This window comes from Lentzea chajnantorensis (assembly GCF_054300775.1).
This window is the reverse complement of sequence record NZ_JBSDZT010000002.1, coordinates 8304549-8324818: the sequence shown is the minus strand read 5'-3', so window position 1 is coordinate 8324818 and position 20270 is coordinate 8304549. Positions and strand designations below refer to the sequence as shown.

Here is a 20270-nt window from a genome sequence, read left to right as displayed (position 1 = left end):
GGTCGGGGACCTGCCGGCGGAGCACCCCCTGCACAAGGAGTCCCATGCGCACTCGAACGAAGTGGTGGAGCGCGCTCGCCGCACTGGCGGCGACCGTGTCGACCGCCGTCGCGATCCCGCCCGCACAGGCGATCGGCCCCGACCTGCTGCCGCTGACCGTCACCAACAACAGCGGCCGGTCCGAGGCCGTGCACCTGTACGTCCTGGGCACCGACATCCGCAGCGGCCGCCTCGGCCACGTCAACCAGGCCGGCGCTTTCACGCCGTGGTCGCCGGGCGGCAACCCGCCCACCCCGGCACCGGACGTGTCGATCGCCGGTCCCGGCCAGGGCGGCACCGCCACGCTGAAGGTGCCGCGGTTCATCTCCGGCCGCGTCTACATGTCGTTCGGCGAGAAGCTCAAGTTCTTCCCGACCCCCGACGGCCTGGTGCAGCCGGCACCGTGGGCGTCCGGCGACCCGAACAGCGGCATCCTGTTCGACTGGAGCGAGTTCACCTACAACGACGCCGGCCTGTGGCTGAACAGCTCCCAGGTGGACATGTTCGCGGTGCCGCACGCGGTGACCGTCACGGGTGCGAGCGGCACCACGAAGAAGACCGGTGAGCTCAAGCCCGGCGGGCGCGACGCCGTCATCAACGGCATCCGGAACCAGTCCGGCTGGGGCGGGTCGGTCATGTCCCGTTCGGACGGAACCGTGCTGCGCGTGCTCGCACCGGGCAAGGCCGCCGACGTCGGCCAGTTCGACCGCAACTACCTCGACCCGTACATCACCCAGGCGTGGAACGCCTATGCGGGCAAGACGCTGACCGTGCAGCCGTTCGGCGACCGCCCGGACGTGAAGTACTTCGGTCGCACCTCCGGCGCCACCATGAACTTCACGAACACGTCCGGTCAGCAGGTGGCGTCGTTCAGCAAGCCGACGACCTCGAACGTGTGGGGCTGCGACGGCGCCCTGCACGCGCCCAACGACCAGGTGGTCGGCCCGATCGCCCGCACCCTGTGCGCCGCCCTGCACCGCAGCACGCTCGGCCGCATCGACGTGCAGCCCGGCGGCGGCCCCGCGGACTTCTACCAGGGCACGATCACCAACCACTACTCGCGGCTGGTGCACCAGAACATGGTGGACGGCAAGGCGTACGGGTTCGCGTTCGACGACGTGCAGGCACAGGAGTCGCTGGTGCACGACGGCGACCCGCGCTCGGCCGGCATCGTCCTGACGCCGTTCACCGGCGGCGGCTCCACCCCTCCGCCCGCGAACGGCTTCAGCAGCGTCGTGAGCGACTGGCACGGCAAGTGCATCGACGTGCCGAACTGGAACTTCGCCGACGGCCAGCGCCTCATCGTGTGGAACTGCACCGGCGGCACGAACCAGCGGTTCGAGTGGGTCGGCGGCACCCTGCGCACCGAGAACAACAAGTGCGTGGACGTGGCGTGGGGCTCGACGGCCAACGGCGCGGCCGTGCAGCTCGCCACCTGCTCCGGCAACCCGGCCCAGCAGTTCGTGCTGTCCGATGCGGGCGACCTGGTGAACCCGCAGGCGAACAAGTGCGTCGACATCGCGGAGTGGAACCCGGACAACGATGCCGTTCTGCACATGTGGGACTGCGTCGGCGGCGCCAACCAGAAGTGGCACCGCGGCTGACATCGCACGCGGTTTCGCAACCGGGGCGGAAACGGAGATCGGGAACAGCTCCGGAAATGCAGAGAAGCAGGTCACAAATCTGTGACCTGCTTCTCTGGAGTACGCCGCCAGGGACTCGAACCCCGGACCCGCTGATTAAGAGTCAGCTGCTCTAACCAACTGAGCTAGCGGCGCTTGTTTGTGTGCCGGATGTGGTGCTCGTTCCGACGGGAAGAACGTTAGCACACGGCTGTCGCACGCTCCCAATCGGCTGGTCAAGGGTGGTTTCGGGTGCATCGGGCACGTAACGATCCGGCCACTCGCGCAACGTCACCGAACGAGCTGGCGTCACCTGTTCGGGGGACGCCAATACGAGCACGTGCGGGCAGTCTCGGGAGTGCGACGAGTAGATCGGAAGTGCGTCGATGGGGATGTGGGGCAGGCGCGGTCGCGGGGTGGTCGCAGCGGGGGTCGCTGTGATGCTGATCGCAGGGTGTTCGGGTGGCAGCGCGGGGGGCTCGGGTGCCGCCGAGACCCCGTCGAGTGCTCCTCCTCCGCCCAAGCCCGTCACGCTGACGCTGGCGTTGAACGACGGCGCGGTGGACGTCTCGCCCGGCCTGCCGGTCATCGCCACCGCGGCGGACGGGAAGCTCACCGAGGTGACGCTGACGAACCCCGACGGCAAGGTCGTCGAGGGCAAGCTGAACCCCGAGGGCACGCAGTGGAACAACATCGAGCCGCTCGGGTACGCGAAGACCTACAAGCTCACCGCCACGGCGACGGGTGCGGACGGCAAGCCGCAGACCAAGACGTCGTCGTTCACCACGGTCAAGCCGCGCACGCTGACCTACGTGTCCACGAACCCGGTGGACGGCACCACGATCGGCGTGGGGCAGCCGCTCGCGTTCTACTTCGACGAGCCGGTGGCCGACCGGGTCGCGGCCGAGCAGATGCTGGAGGTCACCACCGAGCCCAAGGTGGAGGGCGCCTTCTACTGGTTCAACAAGAAGGAAGTGCACTGGCGGCCGCGGGAGTTCTGGGCGGCCGGCACCAAGATCACGATGCACGTCAAGGTCTACGGCAAGCACGTCGGTGACGGCATCTACGGCCAGGAGGACCGCGTCATCACGACCACCGTCGGCGACGCCGTCATCCACGAGGCCGACGGGCAGACCCACCAGGTCGTGACGAAGGTCAACGGCCAGGTCGTGCGCACCATGCCGACGTCGATGGGCAACGCCGCCAACACCACCCCCACCGGCACGTACGTGCTGATGGAGAAGCACTCGCACATGATCATGGACTCGACCACGTACGGCCTCGCGCTGGAGAACGGCGGCTACAAGACGCCGGTCGACTGGGCGTACCGGATGTCCAACAGCGGCATCTTCTTCCACAGCGCCCCGTGGTCCGTCGGCGACCAGGGCCGCCGCAACGTGAGCCACGGCTGCCTCAACCTCTCGCCGGAGAACGCCAAGTGGGTGTTCGACAACAGCAAGCAGGGCGACGTCGTGATCGTCCGCAACTCCGGCGGGCCGGTGCTGGAGTCGTGGGACGGGTTCGGCGACTGGCAGGTGCCGTGGGAGACCTGGGTCAAGGGCAACCGCTGAGCAGGTTGCCCGATGTTGTGCCTGTGACGCCCCGAAGTCTCGCCCCTGGCTCGCCTGGGCAACAACGAGGAGGGGGCGGGCAAGACTTCTGGCAACAGGCTTAGAGCATCGGAAAGGGGCCGCGCCACGCCGGGTGCGGCCCCTTCCGCTTGTCCTCAGTGGACCGTCACCTGGCCGCCGGCCACGGTGACGCGGCGGTTCACCTGCACCGCCTCCAGCATCCGCCGGTCGTGCGTCACGAGCAGCAACGTGCCGGTGTAGGTCTCCAGCGCCTGCTCCAGCTGCTCGATCGCCGCCAGGTCGAGGTGGTTCGTCGGCTCGTCGAGCACCAGCAGGTTCACCCCGCGGCCCTGCAGCAGCGCGAGCGCCGCCCGCGTCCGTTCGCCGGGGGACAGGGACGCCGCCGGGCGCAGCACGTGCGCGGCCTTGAGGCCGAACTTCGCCAGCAACGTCCGCACGTCGCCGGGCGTCATGTCCGGCACGGCCTCCTGGAACGCGTCCACGAGCGGCAGCGGGCCCAGGAACAGCCCGCGCGCCTGGTCCACCTCGCCCACCACGACACCGGAGCCCAGCGTCGCGTGGCCGGAGGACAGCGGGGCCCGGCCCAGCAACGCGGCCAGCAGCGTCGACTTGCCCGCGCCGTTCGCGCCGGTGATCGCCACCCGGTCCGCCCAGTCGACCTGCAGGTCCACCGGGCCCAGCGTGAACGAACCGCGGGAGACCACCGCCGCCCGCAGCGACGCCACGACCGCGCCGGAACGGGGTGCGGCGGCGATCTCCATCCGCAGCTCCCACTCCTTGCGCGGTTCCTCGACGACCTCCAGGCGTTCGATCATCCGGTCGGTCTGGCGGGCCTTCGAGGCCTGCTTCTCGGTGGCGTCGGCGCGGAACTTGCGGGCGTTCTTGTCGTTGTCGCCCGCCTTGCGCCGGGCGTTCTTCACGCCCTTCTCCATCCACGCGCGCTGCATCCGGCCGCGGGCCTCCAGGGAGGACTTCGTGTCGGCGAACTCCTCGTAGTCGTCACGGGCGTGCTGCCGCGACCGCGCGCGTTCCTCCAGGTACGACTCGTAGCCGCCGCCGTACAAGCGCACCTGGTTCTGGTGCAGGTCGAGTTCCAGCACGCGGGTCACCGTGCGGGCCAGGAACTCGCGGTCGTGCGAGACCAGGACCGTGGCGGCGCGCAGGCCCGTGACGAACTTCTCCAGCCGCTCCAGGCCGTCGAGGTCCAGGTCGTTGGTCGGCTCGTCGAGCAGGAACACGTCGTAGCGGCTCAGCAGCAACGACGCCATGCCCGCCCGTGCCGCCTGACCGCCGGAGAGCGATGTCATCAGCGCGTCCAGGCCCACGGTCAGGCCGATGTCGGCCACGACCTCCAGCGAGCGTTCCTCCAGGTCCGCGCCGCCCAGGGCGAGCCAGCGGTCCAGCGCGTCCGAGTAGCCCTCGTCGTCGCCCGCGGTCAACGCCTCCGTGGCGCGGTCCAGGTCGGCCTGGGCCGCGGCGACACCGGTGCGGCGGGCCAGGAAGTCCCGCACGGTCTCGCCCTCGCGGCGGTCCGGCTCCTGCGGCAGGTGCCCGACGTTCGCCGAGGGCGGGTTCAGCGAGACGCGGCCCGACTCGGCGGGGATCAGCCCGGCCAGGGTCTTCAGCAGCGTCGACTTGCCGGCGCCGTTGACGCCCACGAGCCCGATCACGTCGCCGGGCGCGACCACCAGGTCGAGGCCGGAGAACAGGACGCGGTCACCGTGACCTGCGGCGAGGTCCTTCGCGACGAGCGTGGTCATCGAAACTCCCCTGAACGTGAAGAAAGGCCCCCGCAGGTGCGGAGGCCTTTCGACAAAGGGTGAGTGACGGGACTTGAACCCGCGACACCTGGGATCACAACCCAGTGCTCTACCGGCTGAGCTACACCCACCATTGCCAGTCGTTGACTGGCGAGGAAAGCATAGCAACGGCATCCACCGAGATAAAAATCAGGGGTCTAGTCGACGTTCTTCAGCAGGTCAGCGGCCACGGCCTGGGCCTGTTCGCTCGTCGGTCCCGGCTGCGGCACGAACGCCGTGCGCCGGTAGTACGCGAGCTCCCGGATCGACTCGACGATGTCGGCGAGCGCCCGGTGCGCGAGGCCCTTGCCCGGCTGCGCGTAGTAGATCCGCGGGTACCAGCGCCGGCACAGCTCCTTGATCGACGACACGTCGACCATCCGGTAGTGCAGGTGCGCGTCCAGCGCCGGCATGTCGCGGGCGATGAACCCGCGGTCGGTGGCGATGGAGTTGCCGGCCAGGGGAGCGGTCCGGGGGTCCGGCACCCACTCCTTGATGTAGGCGAGCACGGCCGCCTCTGCCTCCTCCAGCGTCACCGCGGAGGCGCGCACCTCCTCGGTCAGGCCCGACCTGGCGTGCATCTCCATGACGACGTCCGGCATCGAGGCCAGCACTTCGTCATCCGCGTGGATCACAACGTCCACGCCGTCGCCGAGCACGTTCAGCTCGGCGTCCGTGACCAGTGCCGCGATCTCGATCAGAGCGTCCTTGCCCAGGTCGAGTCCGGTCATCTCGCAGTCGATCCACACCAGACGATCCATCACGCCCCGAACATTACTGCGCGGAGCGTCAACTTCGAGTGGCGGCGTGCAGCAACCTGGTTACGCTCCCCGTGCATGACGGCTCAAGCTGAGATCGCTGCGGGATACGCCTCCGAGGGCGCGGCCATCGAGCTCGGTGCCGTGCTGGTCGGCGATCAGGTGGAACCGACCGCCCACGTCCGCATCCCGTTGTCCATGGTCAACCGGCACGGACTCGTCGCCGGCGCAACGGGAACGGGCAAGACGAAGACCCTCCAGCTGCTCGCGGAACAGCTCTCCGCCCACGGTGTTCCGGTGCTCATGGCGGACGTGAAGGGCGACTTGTCCGGTCTGTCGCGGCAGGGGGAGGTGAGCGACCGCACCACCGCCCGCGCGCAGGACACCGGCGACGACTGGCAGCCGCAGGCCTGCCCGGTCCAGTTCCTCTCCATCGGCACCGGCGGCATCGGCGTGCCGCTGCGGGCGACGGTCACGAGCTTCGGCCCGATCCTGCTGTCGAAGGTGCTCGGCCTGAACGACACCCAGGAGTCGACGCTCGGCCTGATCTTCCACTGGGCCGACTCGAAGGGCCTGCCGCTGCTCGACACCAAGGACCTGCGCAGCGTCGTCCAGCACCTCACCAGCGACGAGGGCAAGGGCGACCTCAAGGGCATCGGCGGCGTCTCCAGCGCCACGGCGGGCGTGATCCTGCGGGCGCTGGTCAACCTGGAGGCGCAGGGCGGCGACCGGTTCTTCGGCGAACCGGAGCTCGACCCGGCCGACCTGATGCGCGAACGCGACGGCAAGGGCGTCGTCAGCCTGCTCGAACTGGCCGAGCTGCAGGGCAACCCGGTGCTGTTCTCCACGTTCCTGATGTGGCTGCTGGCGGAGCTGTTCGAGACGCTGCCGGAGGAGGGCGACGTCGAGAAGCCCAAGCTGGTGTTCGTCTTCGACGAGGCGCACCTGCTGTTCGCGAACGCCTCGAAGGCGTTCCTCGACCGGATCACCCAGACCGTGAAGCTCATCCGGTCCAAGGGGATCGGAGTCTTCTTCTGCACCCAGCTGCCCACCGACGTCCCCAACGAGGTGCTGTCGCAGCTCGGCGCCCGCGTCCAGCACGCACTGCGCGCGTTCACGCCGGACGACCAGAAGGCGTTGGCGCGCACGGTGAAGACGTACCCGACGACACCGCACTACGACCTGGAGAAGGCGCTCACGTCCCTCGGCATCGGCGAGGCGGTCGTCACCGTGCTCAGCGAGAAGGGCGCGCCGACGCCGGTCGCGTGGACCCGGCTGCGCGCCCCGCGGTCGTTGATGGACACCATCGGCACCGACGCGATCAGGCAGGAGGCCCAGGCGTCCGACCTGCATGGCAAGTACGCCGAGACCGTGGACCGCGAGTCGGCCTACGAGCAGCTGATGGCCAAAGTCGCGCCACCGCACCAGGAACGAGCCCCTGAAGCTCCTCCTCCTCCTCCTCCTCCGCAGCGGCGGGAGGAGGAGGAACCGGGGCTCGTCGAGAAGGTCCTCGGCAACAGCGCCGTGAAGTCGTTCCTGCGGTCAGCGGGCAGCGCCCTGGCCCGCGAGATCACGCGGGGCGTCTTCGGCACCTCGCGCAAGCGACGCTGAGAGCACCGCGGCACCGATGCAGAGCGCGCCCGCGACGTACCAGGCCAGGTCGTAGCTGCCCAGGTGGTCGCGGGTGAGCCCGGCAGCGGACGCCGCGATCGCCGCGCCGACCTGGTGCGAGGCGAACACCCAGCCGAACACGACAGGACCGGACACGCCGAAGTACTGGCGGCACAACGCCACCGTGGGCGGCACGGTCGCGACCCAGTCCAGGCCGTAGAAGATGATGAACACCAGCATCGACGGGTGCGCCGACTCGCCGAACAGCTGCGGCAGCAGCATCAGCGACAGCCCGCGCAGCGCGTAGTAGGCCGCCAGCAGCATCCGCGAGTCGACCTTGTCGGTCAGCCAGCCGGACGCGATCGTGCCCACGACGTCGAACACGCCCACCAGCGCCAGCAGCCCGGCCGCGGTCGTCGTGGGCATGCCGTGGTCGTGCGCGGCGGGGATGAAGTGCGTGCCCACCAGGCCGTTCGTCGAGGCGCCGCAGATCGCGAAACCGCCGGCCAGCAACCAGAACGGCCGGGTCCTGGCGGCCGAGAGCAACCCGCCGATCGCCCGCCGTGCCGCGCCACCACCGGGCGGCGGCGGGGTGTCCTCGGTCGCGCCCAGCGGCAGCAACCCGACGTCACGCGGGTACTCGCGCAGGAAGAACGCCGCCAGCGGCACCACGGCGAGCGCCGCGATGCAGATCACCAGGGACGCCGGCCGCCAGCCGTAGCTCTCGGACAGCCACGCCACGGTCGGCAGGAACACCAGCTGCCCGGCCGCGCCACCCGCGGTCAGCACGCCCGTGACCAGGCCGCGGTGCCGCACGAACCAGCGTCCGGTGATGGTGGCGACGAACGCCAGCGCCATGGAGCCGGTGCCGAGCCCGACCACCACGCCCCAGAGCAGCACGAGCTGCCACGACTCGGTCATGAACACGGTCAGTCCGCTGCCGATGGCGACCATCGTCAGCGCGTAGGTGACCACGATCCGCACGCCGAACCTGTCCATCAGGGCGGCGGCGAACGGCGCGGTCAGCCCGTACAGCAACAGGTTGATCGAGATCGCGAGCGAGATCGTGCCGGTCGACCAGCCGAACTCGCTCTGCAACGGCTCGATCAACGCACCCGGCGCCGCGCGGAACGACGCGGCACCCACCAGGGCGATGAACGACACACCTGCGACAACCCAGGCCCAATGCAGTCTCACGCCGACAAGGTTCGGTGATGACCGACCCGGCGACCAGTGGCCCGATGGTCAACATGTGAAAGAATCGGGCCATGCACCGGATCGCCGTCCTCGCGCTCGAACAGTCGGTGGCGTTCGACATCGGCAGCTCGACGCACATGTTCGCCCGGCTCGCCGACCGCTACGAGGTGGTCGTCTGCTCGCCGGACCGCCGCCCGATCCCCACCAGCGGCGGCTTCACGATCGCGCCCGAGCACGGCTTGGAGGTGCTGCGGGACGCGGACACGGTGCTCGTCCCCGGCACGCACTACCGGCCCGCACGGGAGGGGTGGCTCGAACCGGCGGTGCGGGAGGCGCTCACGACGACGAACGCCCGGCGGATCATGTCGATCTGCACCGGCGCGTTCGTGCTGGCCGCCGCCGGGCTGCTGGACGGACGGCCGGCGACCACGCACTGGCGCACCACCGAGGAGTTCCGCGCGCTCTACCCGGAGGTGCGGCTCAACCCGGACGTGCTGTTCATCGACGACGGAGACGTGCTCACCTCGGCCGGTGTCGCCGCGGGCATCGACCTGTGCCTGCACGTCATCCGGTCCGACCACGGCAGCGAGGTGGCGAACTGGGTCGCCCGCTACTGCGTCGTCCCCGCGTGGCGGCAGGGCGGCCAGTCCCAGTTCGTCGACCGCCCGGTGCCGAGCTACCCGGACACCTCCACGGCGCTCGCCCGCGAGTGGGCCTTGGAGCGACTCCAAGAACCGCTCGACCTCGCCGCGATGGCCGCGCAGGTGCGGATGAGCGTGCGCACGTTCACCCGCCGGTTCCGCGCCGAGACCGGCATGTCGCCCGGCCAGTGGCTGACCCAGCAGCGCCTCGACCGCGCACGGCACCTGCTGGAGTCCACGGACCTGCCGGTCGACCAGGTCGCGAACCACGCCGGGTTCGGCACGGGAGCGGCGTTGCGGCAGCAGCTGGCGGCGTCGATCGGGGTGTCGCCGAGCGCCTACCGGCAGACGTTCCGCACGGCCTGACGCCGGGCGGTCAGCCCTCGACCAGGAACGGGCGCAACAGGTCCGGCACCGCCTCGTCGGCGAGCGCCAGCCCGTCGGACTCGCCGACGTCGGTCACGCGGTAGATGCCCGCCCCGGCCGCCGTCGTGGCGCCGACGGTCAGCAGACCGCTGCGGCGCTGGAAGAACGACCGCTGGATGCGCCAGCCGATGATGCCGGTGCGTTGCAGCGCGACCGTGCTGCGGACCAGGGAACCGTTGCGGGTCACCAGGTAGCGCGGGTCCAGCGCGTGGCCGAGCGAGCGGTAGTTGTCCCAGCCGACCAGCGCGGAGAACGGCAGGACCACCAGCGGGATCGGCCACGCCCACGACGGTGCCCAGACCGCCAGCCCCGCCGCGATCACCACCCACGGCACGACGTGGCGGACCAGGCTGCGGCGCAACGCGGCGAACGGGTGCCCGCGCAACGCCCTGGTCGTCGGGTCGTCCTCGACCCGCAGCACGTCGCGCGCCACCTGGTGGGCCACCGCGATCGGCGCGGGCGGCAGCAGCAGGCTGCTCTCGCCCTTCGAGCCCAGACCCGTCGTCACCGCGACGGCCTTCGCGCCCTTGCCGGCGCGCACCAGCAGCGGTTCCTGGACGTCGACGCCGCGCAGCCGCTGCTCCTCCACCGACACCGAGCGGGTGGTGAGCAGCCCCCGTTGCACGCGCAGGGTCCTGTCCGGTTCGCGGGTCAGCCGGTAGTTCCAGAACTGCAGGACGTACAGCGGCACGGACAGCACGAGCCCCAGGACGACCAGCGCGATGGCGAACCCGCCGAAGAGCTGGAAGCTCGGGTGCTCGAACAGCCAGCCCCACAGGTCGTGCACCACGTCGAGACCGAGGTCGTCGGCGTAGTTCGACAGCACGCCGAACACCGCGCCGATCGCGACCAGGCCCGACAGCGACAGCGGCGCGAACCGCAGCCACCGCGGGTCGAGCTGCGAGATCACCTCGGACGGCGCGGGCTCAGCCGGTGCCGCGCCGTCCTCGGCCGACCGCGGCTGGGCGACCGCCTTGCGCAGCAACAGCACCCGCAGCCGCTCAGCCTCCTCGGACGTCACCGCGTCGAGCGTGAGGCCGTCGGTGCCGGGGGTGTCCTGCTGCCCGGTGCCGATCCGCACAGCGGACAACCCGAACACGCGGTGGCCGGGCTTCGAGGTGAGGTCGACCGTCCTGATGCGATCGCGCGGCACCGAGAGCTGCTTGCGGGTCAGCAGACCGGTGTGCAGCTCCACCTGGTCGTCGGTGATGCGGTACTTCGTGGTGCGCCACAGCAGGAAGCTGAACGCGAGGATCATCGTGACCGTGGCGCCGCTCGCGATGAGCCGCCACTTCTCGCCGTCACCGGTGAAGAGCAGCACCAGGATCGGCACCAGCATCGCCATGCCCTCGTTGAGCGGGCGCACGATGAGCATCCGCACGTGCAACCGGTGCCACTGCGACAACGGTTCCGCGAGCTCGGGTGCGGCGGGCAGCCCCGCGGGCAGGTTCGCGGGTGTCGTCACGTGGCATCACCCGGCGTGGCCTGGGTCGTGGTGGTGAGCTCCTCCACGAGCCTGCGCGCGGTCTCGTGGTCCAGGCCCTCGATCTCCACCGGTCCCGCCGCCGACGCGGTCGTGACGGTGACCGTGGCCAGGCCGAGCAGCTGCTGGAACGGACCGCGCTTGGTGTCGACGGTCTGGATGCGCGAGACCGGGGCGACCCGCCACTCCTGGTTCAGCCAGCCCGACAACGTGTAGACCGCGTCGGAGGTCGTCTCCCAGCGGTGCACGCGGTAGCGCCAGCTCGGTTCGACCGCCGTGTGCACGAGCCCGACGACACCGGTGGCCACCAGCAGCACCAGCTCCCACGTGGGCGGCTGGGGCACCAGCAGGAACACGACGAGCTGCGGGATGAAGAGCACCAGCCAGAACACGGCGGCCTGCATCGTCCACAGCAGGACCGACCTCGGGCTGACCTGGTGACGTGGCGCGCGCAGTTGCAGAGTCACCCCACAACTGTGCCTCACCGGTGCGCACCCGTGTGGCCAGGTGTGTCAATTGGTGTGCCGGTGCCGGTGCCGGTGCGGTCGCGCTTGCGAGGGAGGCGGGACCGCACCGGCACCGGCCGGGGTGATCAGTGCGCGATGCTGTACGGCGGCGTGAACAGCTCGGCCGGGTCGGCCGACGCCGTCGCGGAGATCGCCGCTACCGCGCCCAAACCGAGGATCACGGCGGCGATGGTCCGAGCGATACTGTGCAACTTCATTGAGGTGCTCCGTTCCGATTGGTGGCGACCGTGGATGAGGGCAGGAAGTCTTTGACGAGGTTCGGCGCGCGGTTGCGGGCGGTTCGGCTGCAACGCGGTTTGTCGCAAAAGGACCTCGCCTGCCCCGGCGTCTCCATGAGCTACGTGTCGAGACTGGAGTCCGGCGAACGCGTGCCGTCGCCCGCCGTCGTGCGCAGGCTCGCCGAGGTGCTGGGCGTCGACCCCACCGAGCTGGTGGTCGACGAGGACCGCACCGCCGTGCAGGACGAGGCGCTGGCGTGGTGCGAGGCCCTGTTCGCCTACCACGACGGCGACCTGGTGACCGCCGCCGACCTGTTGGAGGCGCTGGGGAAGCGGGCGGACGAGCAGATGTTCGGCTGGAGCGCGCGCTGGACCAGGCTCGTGGTGCTGGCCAGGCAGCACGACGACGAGGGGCTGCTGCTGGCGGCGGCGGAGCTGCGCCGGTCGTGGTCTCCCGGCCCCGCGGTGGACGCGCTGGTGGAGGTGCTGCGCGCCGCGGCGTTGCGGCGCCTTGGCCGGTCCGCCGAGTCCGTGCGGGCCGCGACCGAGGCCGTCGAGCTCGCCGGCGGTGACGGCGACCGGGTGCGCCGGGTCGGCACCCGCGCCCTGATCGCGCTGTGCGCCGAGCTCACCGCCGCGGGCCGGCTCGCCGACGCCGAACAGGTCGTGGAGCAGCTGTCCGTGCGGCTGCCCGAGCTCGGCCGCGACCGGCTGGCGATCTCCACGTGGTGGGTGCGCGCCAGGGTGGCCGACCGGCTCGGCGACCGCACCGAGGCCGCGCACTGCATGCGCGAGGCGCTGGCGCTGCTCGCCGGCCACGACGGCGACCCCGAGTTCCGCTGCCGGGTCCGGCTCGCCGGTGCCGCCCTCGCGCTGCGGGCACCGGGTGTGAACCTCGACGAGGTCGTCGCGCTGCTGGACGAGGTGGAGAGGGCCGCCGCCGCGCTGCGCCGCCCGGACGGGCTGCTCGCCCACGCCCGCGCGGTGCGCGCCGAGCTGGCGTTGCGCGACGGGGAGGTCGACCGCGCGCGGGACCTCGCGGAGCAGGCGCTGGCGACCGGTGCGCTCGAAGCCGAGCACCAGCTGCGGTGCCACCTGCTGCTCGTGCGGGCCGCGGACGAGGTCGACCCGGACGGCGGCAGTGCCGCGCGCACGGCGCTGGCCGCGCTGCTGGAGCACATCAACCCCGAGGGCGTCGATCCGCTCCTCTGGCGCGACGTGGCGCGCATCGCTCTGCGCAAGCACTGAGCGCGGGCCGCATTGCCCGGTCATGACCGCCCCTCGCTCGTGATCGGGACACCTTGTTAACGGAGCATGACACAGACCAGATACCCGTCACATCACCCAATTCAACCGTGACGACATGGGTAAATCACCCGGATTCCGGCACCACCCCGTCAGCGGCAAGCGGCCGAACGGTCGAACGATGAGCAGGCCGGTCGGGGCAGTTGTCAACCGGTTGACAACGCATGACTACGAGTCGGTCAGGCTCATCCACCACACGACGGCGCCGGAGCGCCCGTTGACGTCGAGCGTCGAGTAGATCCGCTGGAGGTGGTTCTGCACCGTTTTCGGCGACAGGCCGAGCGCGTCGGCGATCATCGTGGTGCTCGCGCCCGCCGCCACGAGCCGCAGCACCTCGATGCCGCGCTTGGTCAGCCCGGCCCGCAACGCCCGTGCGATCCGGGTGTTCGTGTGCTCGGCGGTACCGGTCTCGCGCAGCTCGCCGGTCTGCGGCACGCGCACCACCGCGTCCTCGCGCTTGGGCTCGAAACGCCTGTGCGCCAACTGTTCCACCAGCCGCGAGGACGGGTCGTGCTCGCGCATCCGCAGCAGGTCCCTGCCCTCCTGCAGCTCCCACAACCGGTACTGCTCCAGCTGCACCCGCGCGTGCCGCAACGCCCGCTCGAAGTCGCCGGCCCGTTCGTAGGCCTCGCTCAGCTGCTGGTGGGCGTGCACCGCGACCTCGCGCGCGAGGCAGCTCATGGCCAGCTCGGCTGCCTGCGTCAGCTGGGTGATCTGCTCGGGGTAGCGGCCGCGCGCCCCGCTCAGCCGCGCCCGCGCCATCAGCGCCTCCGCACGCGCCACCGGCCGGTTCCTTCCGGCAAGCAACTGGTCAGCGCGCTGCCAGCTGCGGTGCGCGCGGTCAAGTTCGCCCAGATCGATGCGCACGTGTGTCAGCAGGACGTTGACCACGGCCATCCGCACCGGGTCGCCGACCTGCTTCCACCGGTCGCGCACCTGCGCGCACAACGCCTCCGCGCGCCGGAGCTTGCGCACGCACGGTTCGCCGTCGAGGCTGCAGCGGCTCTCCTCGGTGCGGATCATGCAGTGCTCGTGGTACTGCATGCGCATCACCCGCGCCTGCTCGAACAGCACCGAGCCGATCAGCTCGCTGTCGCCGGTGAGCTCGGCCAGCCCGAGCGCGCGGGCGAACGAGGTGAAGCTGCGTTCCCGCGAGTCGAGGCGGAGCTCCACCACCGCGCGGGAGAAGCTGCACCGCGCCTGCAGTCCGATGTGGCGGTTCGCCGCCGCGATCTCCTGCACCCGGTCGATGGTGTCGAGCGCGCTGGGCCACAGACCGCGCTTGCCCAGTGCCACCGACTGGGCGAGCACGCCCTCCGCGACGCCCTCGACGTCGTCCAGCCAGGAGAACGCGGCGACGGCCTTCTCCGCGAACTCCAGAGCCTCGCCGGGCCTGCCCTCGTCCAGTGCGATGCGGGCCTCGCGCAGGTTGTGCACCGCGGTGGACCGCGGGTCAGCCGTCCGGCCGGGAACCGTCATGAACCTCTAGCCCCCTCACTCCGGGGGCAGACTCTAGCCCGTTCCCCGCAGCTGCCGTTTCACCACTTTGCCCGCCGCGTTGCGGGGCAGCTCGTCGACGAAGAAGACCTCGCGGGGCACGGAGAACCGCGCCAGGTTCGCGCGCACGTGGTCGCGCACCCGGTCGGCCGTCAGGGTTTCGTCGCCCACCACGTACGCCACGAGGCGCTGGCCGAAGTCCTCGTCCGCCACACCGAGCACGGCGACCTCGGTGACGCCGTCGAGCTGGGAGAGCAGGTCCTCGACCTCGCGCGGGTAGACGTTCTCGCCGCCGGAGACGATCATCTCGTCGTCGCGGCCGGCCACGAACAACAGGCCGTCCCGCAGGTACCCGAGGTCACCGGTGGACATCAGGCCGTTCAGCGACTCCTTGCTGGTGCCGTTGGTGTAGCCGTCGAACAGCATCTCGTTGCCGACGAAGATCCGGCCGGTCTCGCCGGGGGCCACCGGTGCGCCGTGCTCGTCCACAATGGCCAGTCGGGTGCCCAGCGGCGGCTGACCCGCGGTTCCGGGGTCGCGCAGCATCTCCTCCGGTGTCGCGATGCTCGCCCAGCTCACCTCCGTCGACCCGTAGAGGTTGTAGAGGACGGGTCCGAACTCCTCCAGGGTGCGGGTGGCGACCTTGGGCGGCAACGAGGAGCCGCTGGAGGCGATGACCCGCAGCTTCGGCCGGTGCGGTGTCTCCAGCATCCGTTGCAGCATAACGGGAACGACGAACATGGCGGTGCACCGCTCGGCGTCGCGCAACGCCTGCTCGGGGTCGAACCGGCGGCGCAGCACGAGGGTGGCGCCGAGCACGAGCCCGAGCTGGAACGCGGCGAGGCCCCAGGCGTGGAACAGCGGCGAGGTGATGGAGATGACGTCACCGTGCCGCAGCGGTATCCGCGACAGCAGGGCGGCGGCCGGGGTGAGGCTCGCGGGCTCCGGGCGGCGCGCGCCCTTGGGGCTGCCGGTGGTGCCGGAGGTGAGGATGATCAGGCGTCCGCGCGGGGGACGGCGGGGCAGCGGTGCGTCGGAACCGGTGCGGGCCAACGACTCCAGCTCGTCGGTGAAGATCGTGGGGCGGTCCGGCAGCACGTCGGCGAACTCGCGGTCGGCGACGAACCGGTCGATCCGCTGGTCCTGCGCGACCTGGGCGAGCTGACCGCGGCTCAGGCCGGTGTTGAGCAGCACGGCGTCGGCGCCGATCTTCGTGCAGGCGGTGAGCGTCTCGATGAAGCCGCGGTGGTTGCGGCACAACAGCCCGATGCGTTCCCTCTGGCGGAAGGCGTGCGCGAGCCGGGTGGTGCGCTCGTGGACCTCGGCGTAGGTGAGCACGCCGTCGTCGTCGATGATCGCCGCGCGGTCCGGGTGGCGCCCGGCGCCGGTCTGGTACCCCCACGCGAGCGTGATGTTCCAGTGGAGGAACCCGGTCGCCGTGGCGGCGAGCCCGCGCGGGCCCAGCGGGCGGATCACTCCGGCCTTGACCAGGGTCAGCAGCACGCGGGTCAGCATGCGCCCCACTCTGCCACTTACCTACTTGCGAGTAGGTAACGGTGTGATCGCGATCACAAGGTGCTGATCCGGTTCAGGCCTCGGTGTTCGAGGCGGCCACGACCGCCTCGCGCAGGGCGGCCCGCAGCCGGCCGACCTCCAGCGGTGTCAACACGGCGGCTTCGCCCGGCGGCACGTTGATCACGATGTGCCCCTGGCTGACGAACACCGTCATGTCCCGTCGGCGCGAAGCGATGTCGCGGCAGCTCACCTGCCACTCCTCATTGGCTCCCACGGGTGTGCTCCTCCAGCTCGTCCGGCGCCGGCCCGGACGGCCCCGGGCGCTCGCATCACTGAGACGCACGTGACCCAGGGTCATGACGGAGATTTTCGCTTTCTCCGCCGCGCGACCGCGCCGAGCTGCGGATAGCGTCGCACGTGAGACGAGAGCACGTCACCTGAAGGGGTGAAAGATGGCGGAACCGCAACGCATCGTGATCGTCGGGTCCGGTCTGGCCGGTGCCGCGGCAGCGGGCGCGCTCCGAGACCGCGGCTTCGGCGGGCGGATCACCGTGCTCGGCACCGAGCTGCACCGCCCGTACGAACTGCCCGCGCTGTCCAAGGACGTGCTGCTGGGCAAGGCGGCCGAACCGGCCTGGGTGCACGAGACGAGCTTCTACTCCGACAACGAGATCGACCTCCAGCTCGGCGTCTCCGCGCTGGAGCTGCGCCCCGGCGACCACGCGCTCGTCGACTCGAACGGCGCCGTCCGCACCTACGACCGGCTGCTGCTCGCCACCGGCTCCCGCCCACGCGTTCTTCCTGGCGCACAAGGACATGTGCTCAGGACGCTGGACGACTCCCACGCCCTGCGCTCGGCGTTGCGCGAGGACCGGCACGTCCTGGTGATCGGCGCGGGCTGGATCGGCTGCGAGGTGGCCGCCGCCGCCCGCGGCCACGGCTGCCGCGTCACCGTCGTGGACCCGCTGGCCGAACCGCTGGTGCGCGTGCTCGGACCGGAGGTGGGCGCGATGTTCCGCCGCCTGCACGAGTCGCACGGCGTGGAGTTCCGCCTGGGCACCGGCGTCGCCCGCTTCTCCCCGTCCGGCGTGGTGCTGGGGAACGGCGACGAGCTGCTGGCCGACGTCGTCGTCCTGGCCGTGGGTGCCGCACCCCGCCTGGAGCTCGCCGAGACCGCCGGCCTGGACCTGGCCGCCGGCGGCGTCGCCGTCGACGCGACCCTGCGCACCTCGGCACCCGACGTGTTCGCGGCCGGCGACATCGCGGCCCACGACCACCCGCGGTACGGCCACCGCGTCCGCGTCGAGCACTGGGCGAACGCGAAGGACCAGGGCACCCACGTCGCCGGCTCGTTGCTGGGCCTCGACGAGCCGTACCAGAAGTCCCCGTACTTCTTCACCGACCAGTACGACCTGGGCATGGAGTACCGCGGCCTGGCCGGCCCTGACGACGAGCTGGTGGTCCGCGGCGAGCTGGAGTCGCGGCAGTTCATCGCGTTCTGGCTGCGCGACGGCCGCTTGCGCGCGGCCATGAACGTCAACGTCTGGGACCACGGCACGGCACTGCAGGCCCTGGTGGACGCGCAGGCGACGGTGACGCCGACCCAGCTGCGGGAGGCCGACCTGGGGTCGCTGGCCTAGTCGTCAGTTCGTTCGGTGTGCGCCTGACCCGGCGCAAGGCTGCCTAGGAAGAATGGGCGCCGATCCGTCGGCGGCAGCCATTCGGCGTCGATGCGGAACTCGCGTGTCGGCGCCGAATGTTCGCAGAGGACGGGCCAGACCCGTGGTGGTCGATAGGCCCTCACGACGTTGCCGCGCTTGTCCCGGAAGTTGTTCCGGTAACGAATGCGGATCCAACGCTCCGATGCACTTATGACGGTGGCTGGTTTCCATGTCGTCTCCCACACCCACACCGGATCGTCCGATTCGTAGTGCGTTGACGGGGTGTAGGCGCCTAGCTGGGTCAAACCCGGCAGGTTGGCCAGAGGGGAAGGTCGGCTTCCTCCGAGCACCTCGTACTCCGGCGGGGTCGAGAACGGCGGGGTGGCATGCGGTGACCAGCCGGGATCGCGGTCGACCAACCGCACGTCCCGAGGGTGGAAGTCCCAGAACGTCGGCGTTCCCACGGGCAGAAACCGAAGGCCGTTGTTGACGGAAGTCAATTCCGGGAGACAGAGGGTGACCCGTACGCGCTCATGGACGGAGATGTCCTCACGATACCGATCTCTGATGACGCGGGCAGGTATCCACTGGCCGTTGTCGAACCTGGTCACGACCTTGTCGCCGACGTGAAAAACTTGTTCAAGCATGAAGGCACAGTATTCCCAGCATCAACGTAGCACATAGTGCGGATATCAGGCGCATGGCTCGACACAATTCGCCCACGTCGGAGACCTGAGCTGGACCTGAACGCGGAATTTTGAGTCCGGCTAGATGCAGGAGCCGTGCGTCGGCCCCTCGCCGCGCGACAGGTCCTGCAGGGCCTTGCGTATGGTCTCCATCTCCTGCGGGGAGAAGCGGGCGTGGAAGGCGCGTTCGACCTCGGCGAGCGCGTCGCCCGCCTCCTTCTGCAGCGCGCGGCCCTTGTCGGTGATCACCGGCGTGCGCACCCTGCGGTCGGACGGGTCGGGTACCCGCACGAGCAGCTCGGCGCGTTCCAGCTTGTCGAGCTCGCTGGTCAGCGTCGTCTTGTCGAGGCCGAGCATGGCGCCGAGCGCGAGCTGCGTGCGCTGGGCCTCCTCGGTGGCGAGCGCCTGGAGGATCAGCTGGCCGCGCAGGGAGATGCCGAACCGCTGGATCTCCTCGGCGAACGCGGCGCCGACGCGTTGGGCGGCGCGGTGCAGCAGCCAGTTGAAGTCCCACTTCTCCGCGCACGCGGCGATGAGTTCCGGCTGCTCCTGCATGTGACCCATCCTACCTCCCGGAGGAGATGTTCTCAGTTCGGAACATCTTGACTCGGAAGTTCTTCACTCGTATGTTCTGGGTATGACCAACCTGCTGCACCTCGACTCGAGCATCCGCTACGACGGGTCCGTGACCCGCGACATCACCAGGGCCTTCGCCGACAGCTGGCGCGCGGCCAACCCGGAGGGCGGCTACACCTACCGGGACCTCCACGCCGTGCCCGTGCCGCACAAGGACGGCACCGAGCAGGGGATCGCGGCCGAGCTGACCGCCGAGCTCAAGGCCGCCGACGTGCTCCTGATCGGCGCGCCGATGTACAACTTCTCGATCCCGTCCACGTTGAAGGCGTGGATCGACCAGGTCGCGACCTCGGAGTTCTTCGCCCGCGAGGACGGCACGTGGCCGCTGGGGGAGAAGCGGGTCGTCGTCGTGACGGCGCGCGGTGGTTCCTACAAGCCGGGCACGCCGCGCGAGGGCTTCGACTTCCAGGAGCCGTACCTGCGGGCCGTGCTGTCGATGATCGGCCTGGACCGCACCCTGGAGTTCGTGCACGCCGAGCTGACGCTGGCCGACGTGGTGCCGCAGATGCACCAGTTCCGCGAGCTGGCCGTGGAGTCGCTGGCCGACGCGCACCGCGTGGTCAAGGAGCTCGCGTCCGCCTAGCCTGGCGGCATGATCGACAAGATCGCCTGGATCCTGCTGGAGAACGGCCGGGTGCTCGGCACCCGCTCGGCCGGCAAGGACACGTACTACCTGCCCGGTGGCAAGCGCGAGCCGGGGGAGACCGACGTCGAGACGCTCGTGCGCGAGATCCGCGAGGAGCTGTCCGTCGACATCGATGCCGCCTCGGCGCGGCACGTCGGGACGTTCGAGGCGCAGGCGCACGGCCGTTCGTCGGGGGTGACCGTGCGGATGACCTGCTACACGGCGTCGTTCACGGGGGAGCTGGCCGCCGCGAGCGAGATCGAGGAGCTCGCGTGGCTCACGACCGCCGACGTGGACCGGATCTCACCGGTCGTCCGGATCATCTTCGCCCACCTGCACGAGGCGGGCCTGCTGACCTGAGGTAAGCGCTTGCCACGTGATGCGCGTGACTTTCGGTGCAACCGGGACTCACCGGCCGCGGTCCGTCGTTGC

General features: G+C 70.4%; 19 protein-coding genes and 2 tRNA genes. 8 read left to right on the top strand and 13 right to left on the bottom strand.

Annotation, left to right across the window (positions count from 1 at the left end):
• Positions 1 to 44: 44 nt before the first annotated feature.
• Positions 45 to 1643, top strand: coding sequence for a glycoside hydrolase family 64 protein (locus tag ACVDFE_RS39805; RefSeq protein ID WP_458434045.1), 1599 nt, complete (start codon positions 45 to 47; stop codon positions 1641 to 1643).
• Between the two features lie 100 nt (positions 1644 to 1743).
• On the opposite strand, the gene ACVDFE_RS39800 is transcribed toward ACVDFE_RS39805, so the two are convergent.
• Positions 1744 to 1817, bottom strand: a tRNA-Lys gene (locus ACVDFE_RS39800).
• 284 nt (positions 1818 to 2101) lie between these two features.
• On the opposite strand from ACVDFE_RS39800, the gene ACVDFE_RS39795 reads away from it, so the two are divergent.
• On the top strand, positions 2102 to 3232 hold the full coding sequence (locus tag ACVDFE_RS39795; RefSeq protein WP_458434043.1) for a L,D-transpeptidase: 1131 nt from the start codon (positions 2102 to 2104) through the stop codon (positions 3230 to 3232).
• Between the two features lie 155 nt (positions 3233 to 3387).
• Here the strand turns inward: ACVDFE_RS39795 and ACVDFE_RS39790 are convergent, their stop codons facing one another.
• The 3 genes from ACVDFE_RS39790 to orn form a co-directional block, all read right to left on the bottom strand.
• A complete protein-coding gene (locus tag ACVDFE_RS39790) occupies positions 3388 to 5013 on the bottom strand; it encodes an ABC-F family ATP-binding cassette domain-containing protein (protein WP_458434042.1) in 1626 nt (541 codons plus the stop codon).
• Positions 5014 to 5071: 58 nt separating this feature from the next.
• Positions 5072 to 5144: transfer RNA gene (locus ACVDFE_RS39785), tRNA-His, on the bottom strand.
• A gap of 66 nt (positions 5145 to 5210) precedes the next feature.
• Positions 5211 to 5816: an oligoribonuclease gene (gene orn / locus ACVDFE_RS39780; protein WP_458434041.1), complete on the bottom strand. Its 606-nt coding sequence runs from the start codon at positions 5814 to 5816 to the stop codon at positions 5211 to 5213.
• Positions 5817 to 5888: 72 nt separating this feature from the next.
• Between orn and ACVDFE_RS39775 the strand changes: the two genes are divergently transcribed.
• Entirely contained in the window at positions 5889 to 7421 is a 1533-nt protein-coding gene (locus tag ACVDFE_RS39775) for a helicase HerA-like domain-containing protein (RefSeq protein WP_458434040.1), read from the top strand.
• Here ACVDFE_RS39775 and ACVDFE_RS39770 read toward each other — a convergent pair.
• Positions 7353 to 8618 (bottom strand): MFS transporter, encoded by a 1266-nt coding sequence (locus ACVDFE_RS39770; protein ID WP_458434038.1) that lies wholly within the window; start codon positions 8616 to 8618, stop codon positions 7353 to 7355. The genes ACVDFE_RS39775 and ACVDFE_RS39770 overlap by 69 nt on opposite strands.
• A 71-nt stretch (positions 8619 to 8689) precedes the next feature.
• Here ACVDFE_RS39770 and ACVDFE_RS39765 point away from each other — a divergent pair, with 71 nt between their 5' ends.
• Positions 8690 to 9625, top strand: a complete 936-nt coding sequence (locus tag ACVDFE_RS39765) for a GlxA family transcriptional regulator (RefSeq protein WP_360400974.1) — start codon at positions 8690 to 8692, stop codon at positions 9623 to 9625.
• Positions 9626 to 9635: 10 nt separating this feature from the next.
• Here ACVDFE_RS39765 and ACVDFE_RS39760 read toward each other — a convergent pair whose 3' ends face one another.
• The 3 genes from ACVDFE_RS39760 to ACVDFE_RS39750 all read right to left on the bottom strand — a co-directional run bounded on the left by ACVDFE_RS39760 (position 9636) and on the right by ACVDFE_RS39750 (position 11892).
• Positions 9636 to 11150 (bottom strand): PH domain-containing protein, encoded by a 1515-nt coding sequence (locus tag ACVDFE_RS39760; RefSeq protein WP_458434037.1) that lies wholly within the window; start codon positions 11148 to 11150, stop codon positions 9636 to 9638.
• A complete protein-coding gene (locus ACVDFE_RS39755; RefSeq protein WP_458434469.1) occupies positions 11147 to 11629 on the bottom strand; it encodes a PH domain-containing protein in 483 nt (160 codons plus the stop codon). The genes ACVDFE_RS39760 and ACVDFE_RS39755 overlap by 4 nt, the downstream gene beginning before the upstream one ends.
• 131 nt (positions 11630 to 11760) lie before the next feature.
• The gene (locus ACVDFE_RS39750) at positions 11761 to 11892 is read right to left on the bottom strand and encodes a hypothetical protein (RefSeq protein WP_360400968.1); all 132 of its coding nucleotides are present in this window, start codon (positions 11890 to 11892) and stop codon (positions 11761 to 11763) included.
• A 21-nt stretch (positions 11893 to 11913) separates the two neighbouring features.
• On the opposite strand from ACVDFE_RS39750, the gene ACVDFE_RS39745 reads away from it, so the two are divergent.
• On the top strand, positions 11914 to 13161 hold the full coding sequence (locus ACVDFE_RS39745; RefSeq protein ID WP_458434036.1) for a helix-turn-helix domain-containing protein: 1248 nt from the start codon (positions 11914 to 11916) through the stop codon (positions 13159 to 13161).
• Positions 13162 to 13386: 225 nt separating this feature from the next.
• Here ACVDFE_RS39745 and ACVDFE_RS39740 read toward each other — a convergent pair whose 3' ends face one another.
• From ACVDFE_RS39740 to ACVDFE_RS39730, 3 genes are all read right to left on the bottom strand, one after another.
• Complete coding sequence (locus tag ACVDFE_RS39740; protein ID WP_360400962.1) at positions 13387 to 14697, bottom strand: LuxR C-terminal-related transcriptional regulator; 1311 nt, start codon at positions 14695 to 14697, stop codon at positions 13387 to 13389.
• A gap of 33 nt (positions 14698 to 14730) precedes the next feature.
• Positions 14731 to 16230, bottom strand: a complete 1500-nt coding sequence (locus tag ACVDFE_RS39735) for an AMP-binding protein (protein ID WP_458434035.1) — start codon at positions 16228 to 16230, stop codon at positions 14731 to 14733.
• Between the two features lie 73 nt (positions 16231 to 16303).
• Positions 16304 to 16504, bottom strand: coding sequence for a hypothetical protein (locus ACVDFE_RS39730; protein ID WP_360400956.1), 201 nt, complete (start codon positions 16502 to 16504; stop codon positions 16304 to 16306).
• 178 nt (positions 16505 to 16682) lie between these two features.
• Between ACVDFE_RS39730 and ACVDFE_RS39725 the strand changes: the two genes are divergently transcribed.
• Positions 16683 to 17870 carry an NAD(P)/FAD-dependent oxidoreductase gene (locus ACVDFE_RS39725; RefSeq protein WP_458434034.1) on the top strand — a complete coding sequence of 396 codons (1188 nt, stop codon included), beginning with the start codon at positions 16683 to 16685 and terminating at the stop codon, positions 17868 to 17870.
• Here the strand turns inward: ACVDFE_RS39725 and ACVDFE_RS39720 are convergent.
• Positions 17867 to 18538: a hypothetical protein gene (locus ACVDFE_RS39720; RefSeq protein WP_458434033.1), complete on the bottom strand. Its 672-nt coding sequence runs from the start codon at positions 18536 to 18538 to the stop codon at positions 17867 to 17869. The two genes, ACVDFE_RS39725 and ACVDFE_RS39720, sit on opposite strands and share 4 nt — an antisense overlap.
• Positions 18539 to 18658: 120 nt before the next feature.
• Positions 18659 to 19132 carry a MarR family winged helix-turn-helix transcriptional regulator gene (locus tag ACVDFE_RS39715; protein ID WP_458434032.1) on the bottom strand — a complete coding sequence of 158 codons (474 nt, stop codon included), beginning with the start codon at positions 19130 to 19132 and terminating at the stop codon, positions 18659 to 18661.
• Positions 19133 to 19214: 82 nt separating this feature from the next.
• Here ACVDFE_RS39715 and ACVDFE_RS39710 point away from each other — a divergent pair, with 82 nt between their 5' ends.
• Together ACVDFE_RS39710 and ACVDFE_RS39705 are read left to right on the top strand one after the other, a co-directional pair.
• A complete protein-coding gene (locus tag ACVDFE_RS39710) occupies positions 19215 to 19796 on the top strand; it encodes an FMN-dependent NADH-azoreductase (protein ID WP_360400944.1) in 582 nt (193 codons plus the stop codon).
• 9 nt (positions 19797 to 19805) lie between these two features.
• On the top strand, positions 19806 to 20198 hold the full coding sequence (locus ACVDFE_RS39705; protein WP_360400941.1) for an NUDIX hydrolase: 393 nt from the start codon (positions 19806 to 19808) through the stop codon (positions 20196 to 20198).
• The last annotated feature ends 72 nt before the right edge of the window (positions 20199 to 20270 follow it).

Coding starts and splice junctions, on each gene's coding strand:
- ACVDFE_RS39805 (WP_458434045.1), top strand. CDS start 45: ATGCGCACTCGAACGAAGTGGTGGAGCGCGCTCGCCGCACTGGCGGCG.
- ACVDFE_RS39795 (WP_458434043.1), top strand. CDS start 2,102: ATGCTGATCGCAGGGTGTTCGGGTGGCAGCGCGGGGGGCTCGGGTGCC.
- ACVDFE_RS39790 (WP_458434042.1), bottom strand. CDS start 5,013: ATGACCACGCTCGTCGCGAAGGACCTCGCCGCAGGTCACGGTGACCGC.
- ACVDFE_RS39775 (WP_458434040.1), top strand. CDS start 5,889: ATGACGGCTCAAGCTGAGATCGCTGCGGGATACGCCTCCGAGGGCGCG.
- ACVDFE_RS39765 (WP_360400974.1), top strand. CDS start 8,690: ATGCACCGGATCGCCGTCCTCGCGCTCGAACAGTCGGTGGCGTTCGAC.
- ACVDFE_RS39750 (WP_360400968.1), bottom strand. CDS start 11,892: ATGAAGTTGCACAGTATCGCTCGGACCATCGCCGCCGTGATCCTCGGT.
- ACVDFE_RS39740 (WP_360400962.1), bottom strand. CDS start 14,697: ATGACGGTTCCCGGCCGGACGGCTGACCCGCGGTCCACCGCGGTGCAC.
- ACVDFE_RS39735 (WP_458434035.1), bottom strand. CDS start 16,230: ATGCTGACCCGCGTGCTGCTGACCCTGGTCAAGGCCGGAGTGATCCGC.
- ACVDFE_RS39725 (WP_458434034.1), top strand. CDS start 16,683: ATGGCGGAACCGCAACGCATCGTGATCGTCGGGTCCGGTCTGGCCGGT.
- ACVDFE_RS39720 (WP_458434033.1), bottom strand. CDS start 18,538: ATGCTTGAACAAGTTTTTCACGTCGGCGACAAGGTCGTGACCAGGTTC.
- ACVDFE_RS39715 (WP_458434032.1), bottom strand. CDS start 19,132: ATGCAGGAGCAGCCGGAACTCATCGCCGCGTGCGCGGAGAAGTGGGAC.
- ACVDFE_RS39710 (WP_360400944.1), top strand. CDS start 19,215: ATGACCAACCTGCTGCACCTCGACTCGAGCATCCGCTACGACGGGTCC.
- ACVDFE_RS39705 (WP_360400941.1), top strand. CDS start 19,806: ATGATCGACAAGATCGCCTGGATCCTGCTGGAGAACGGCCGGGTGCTC.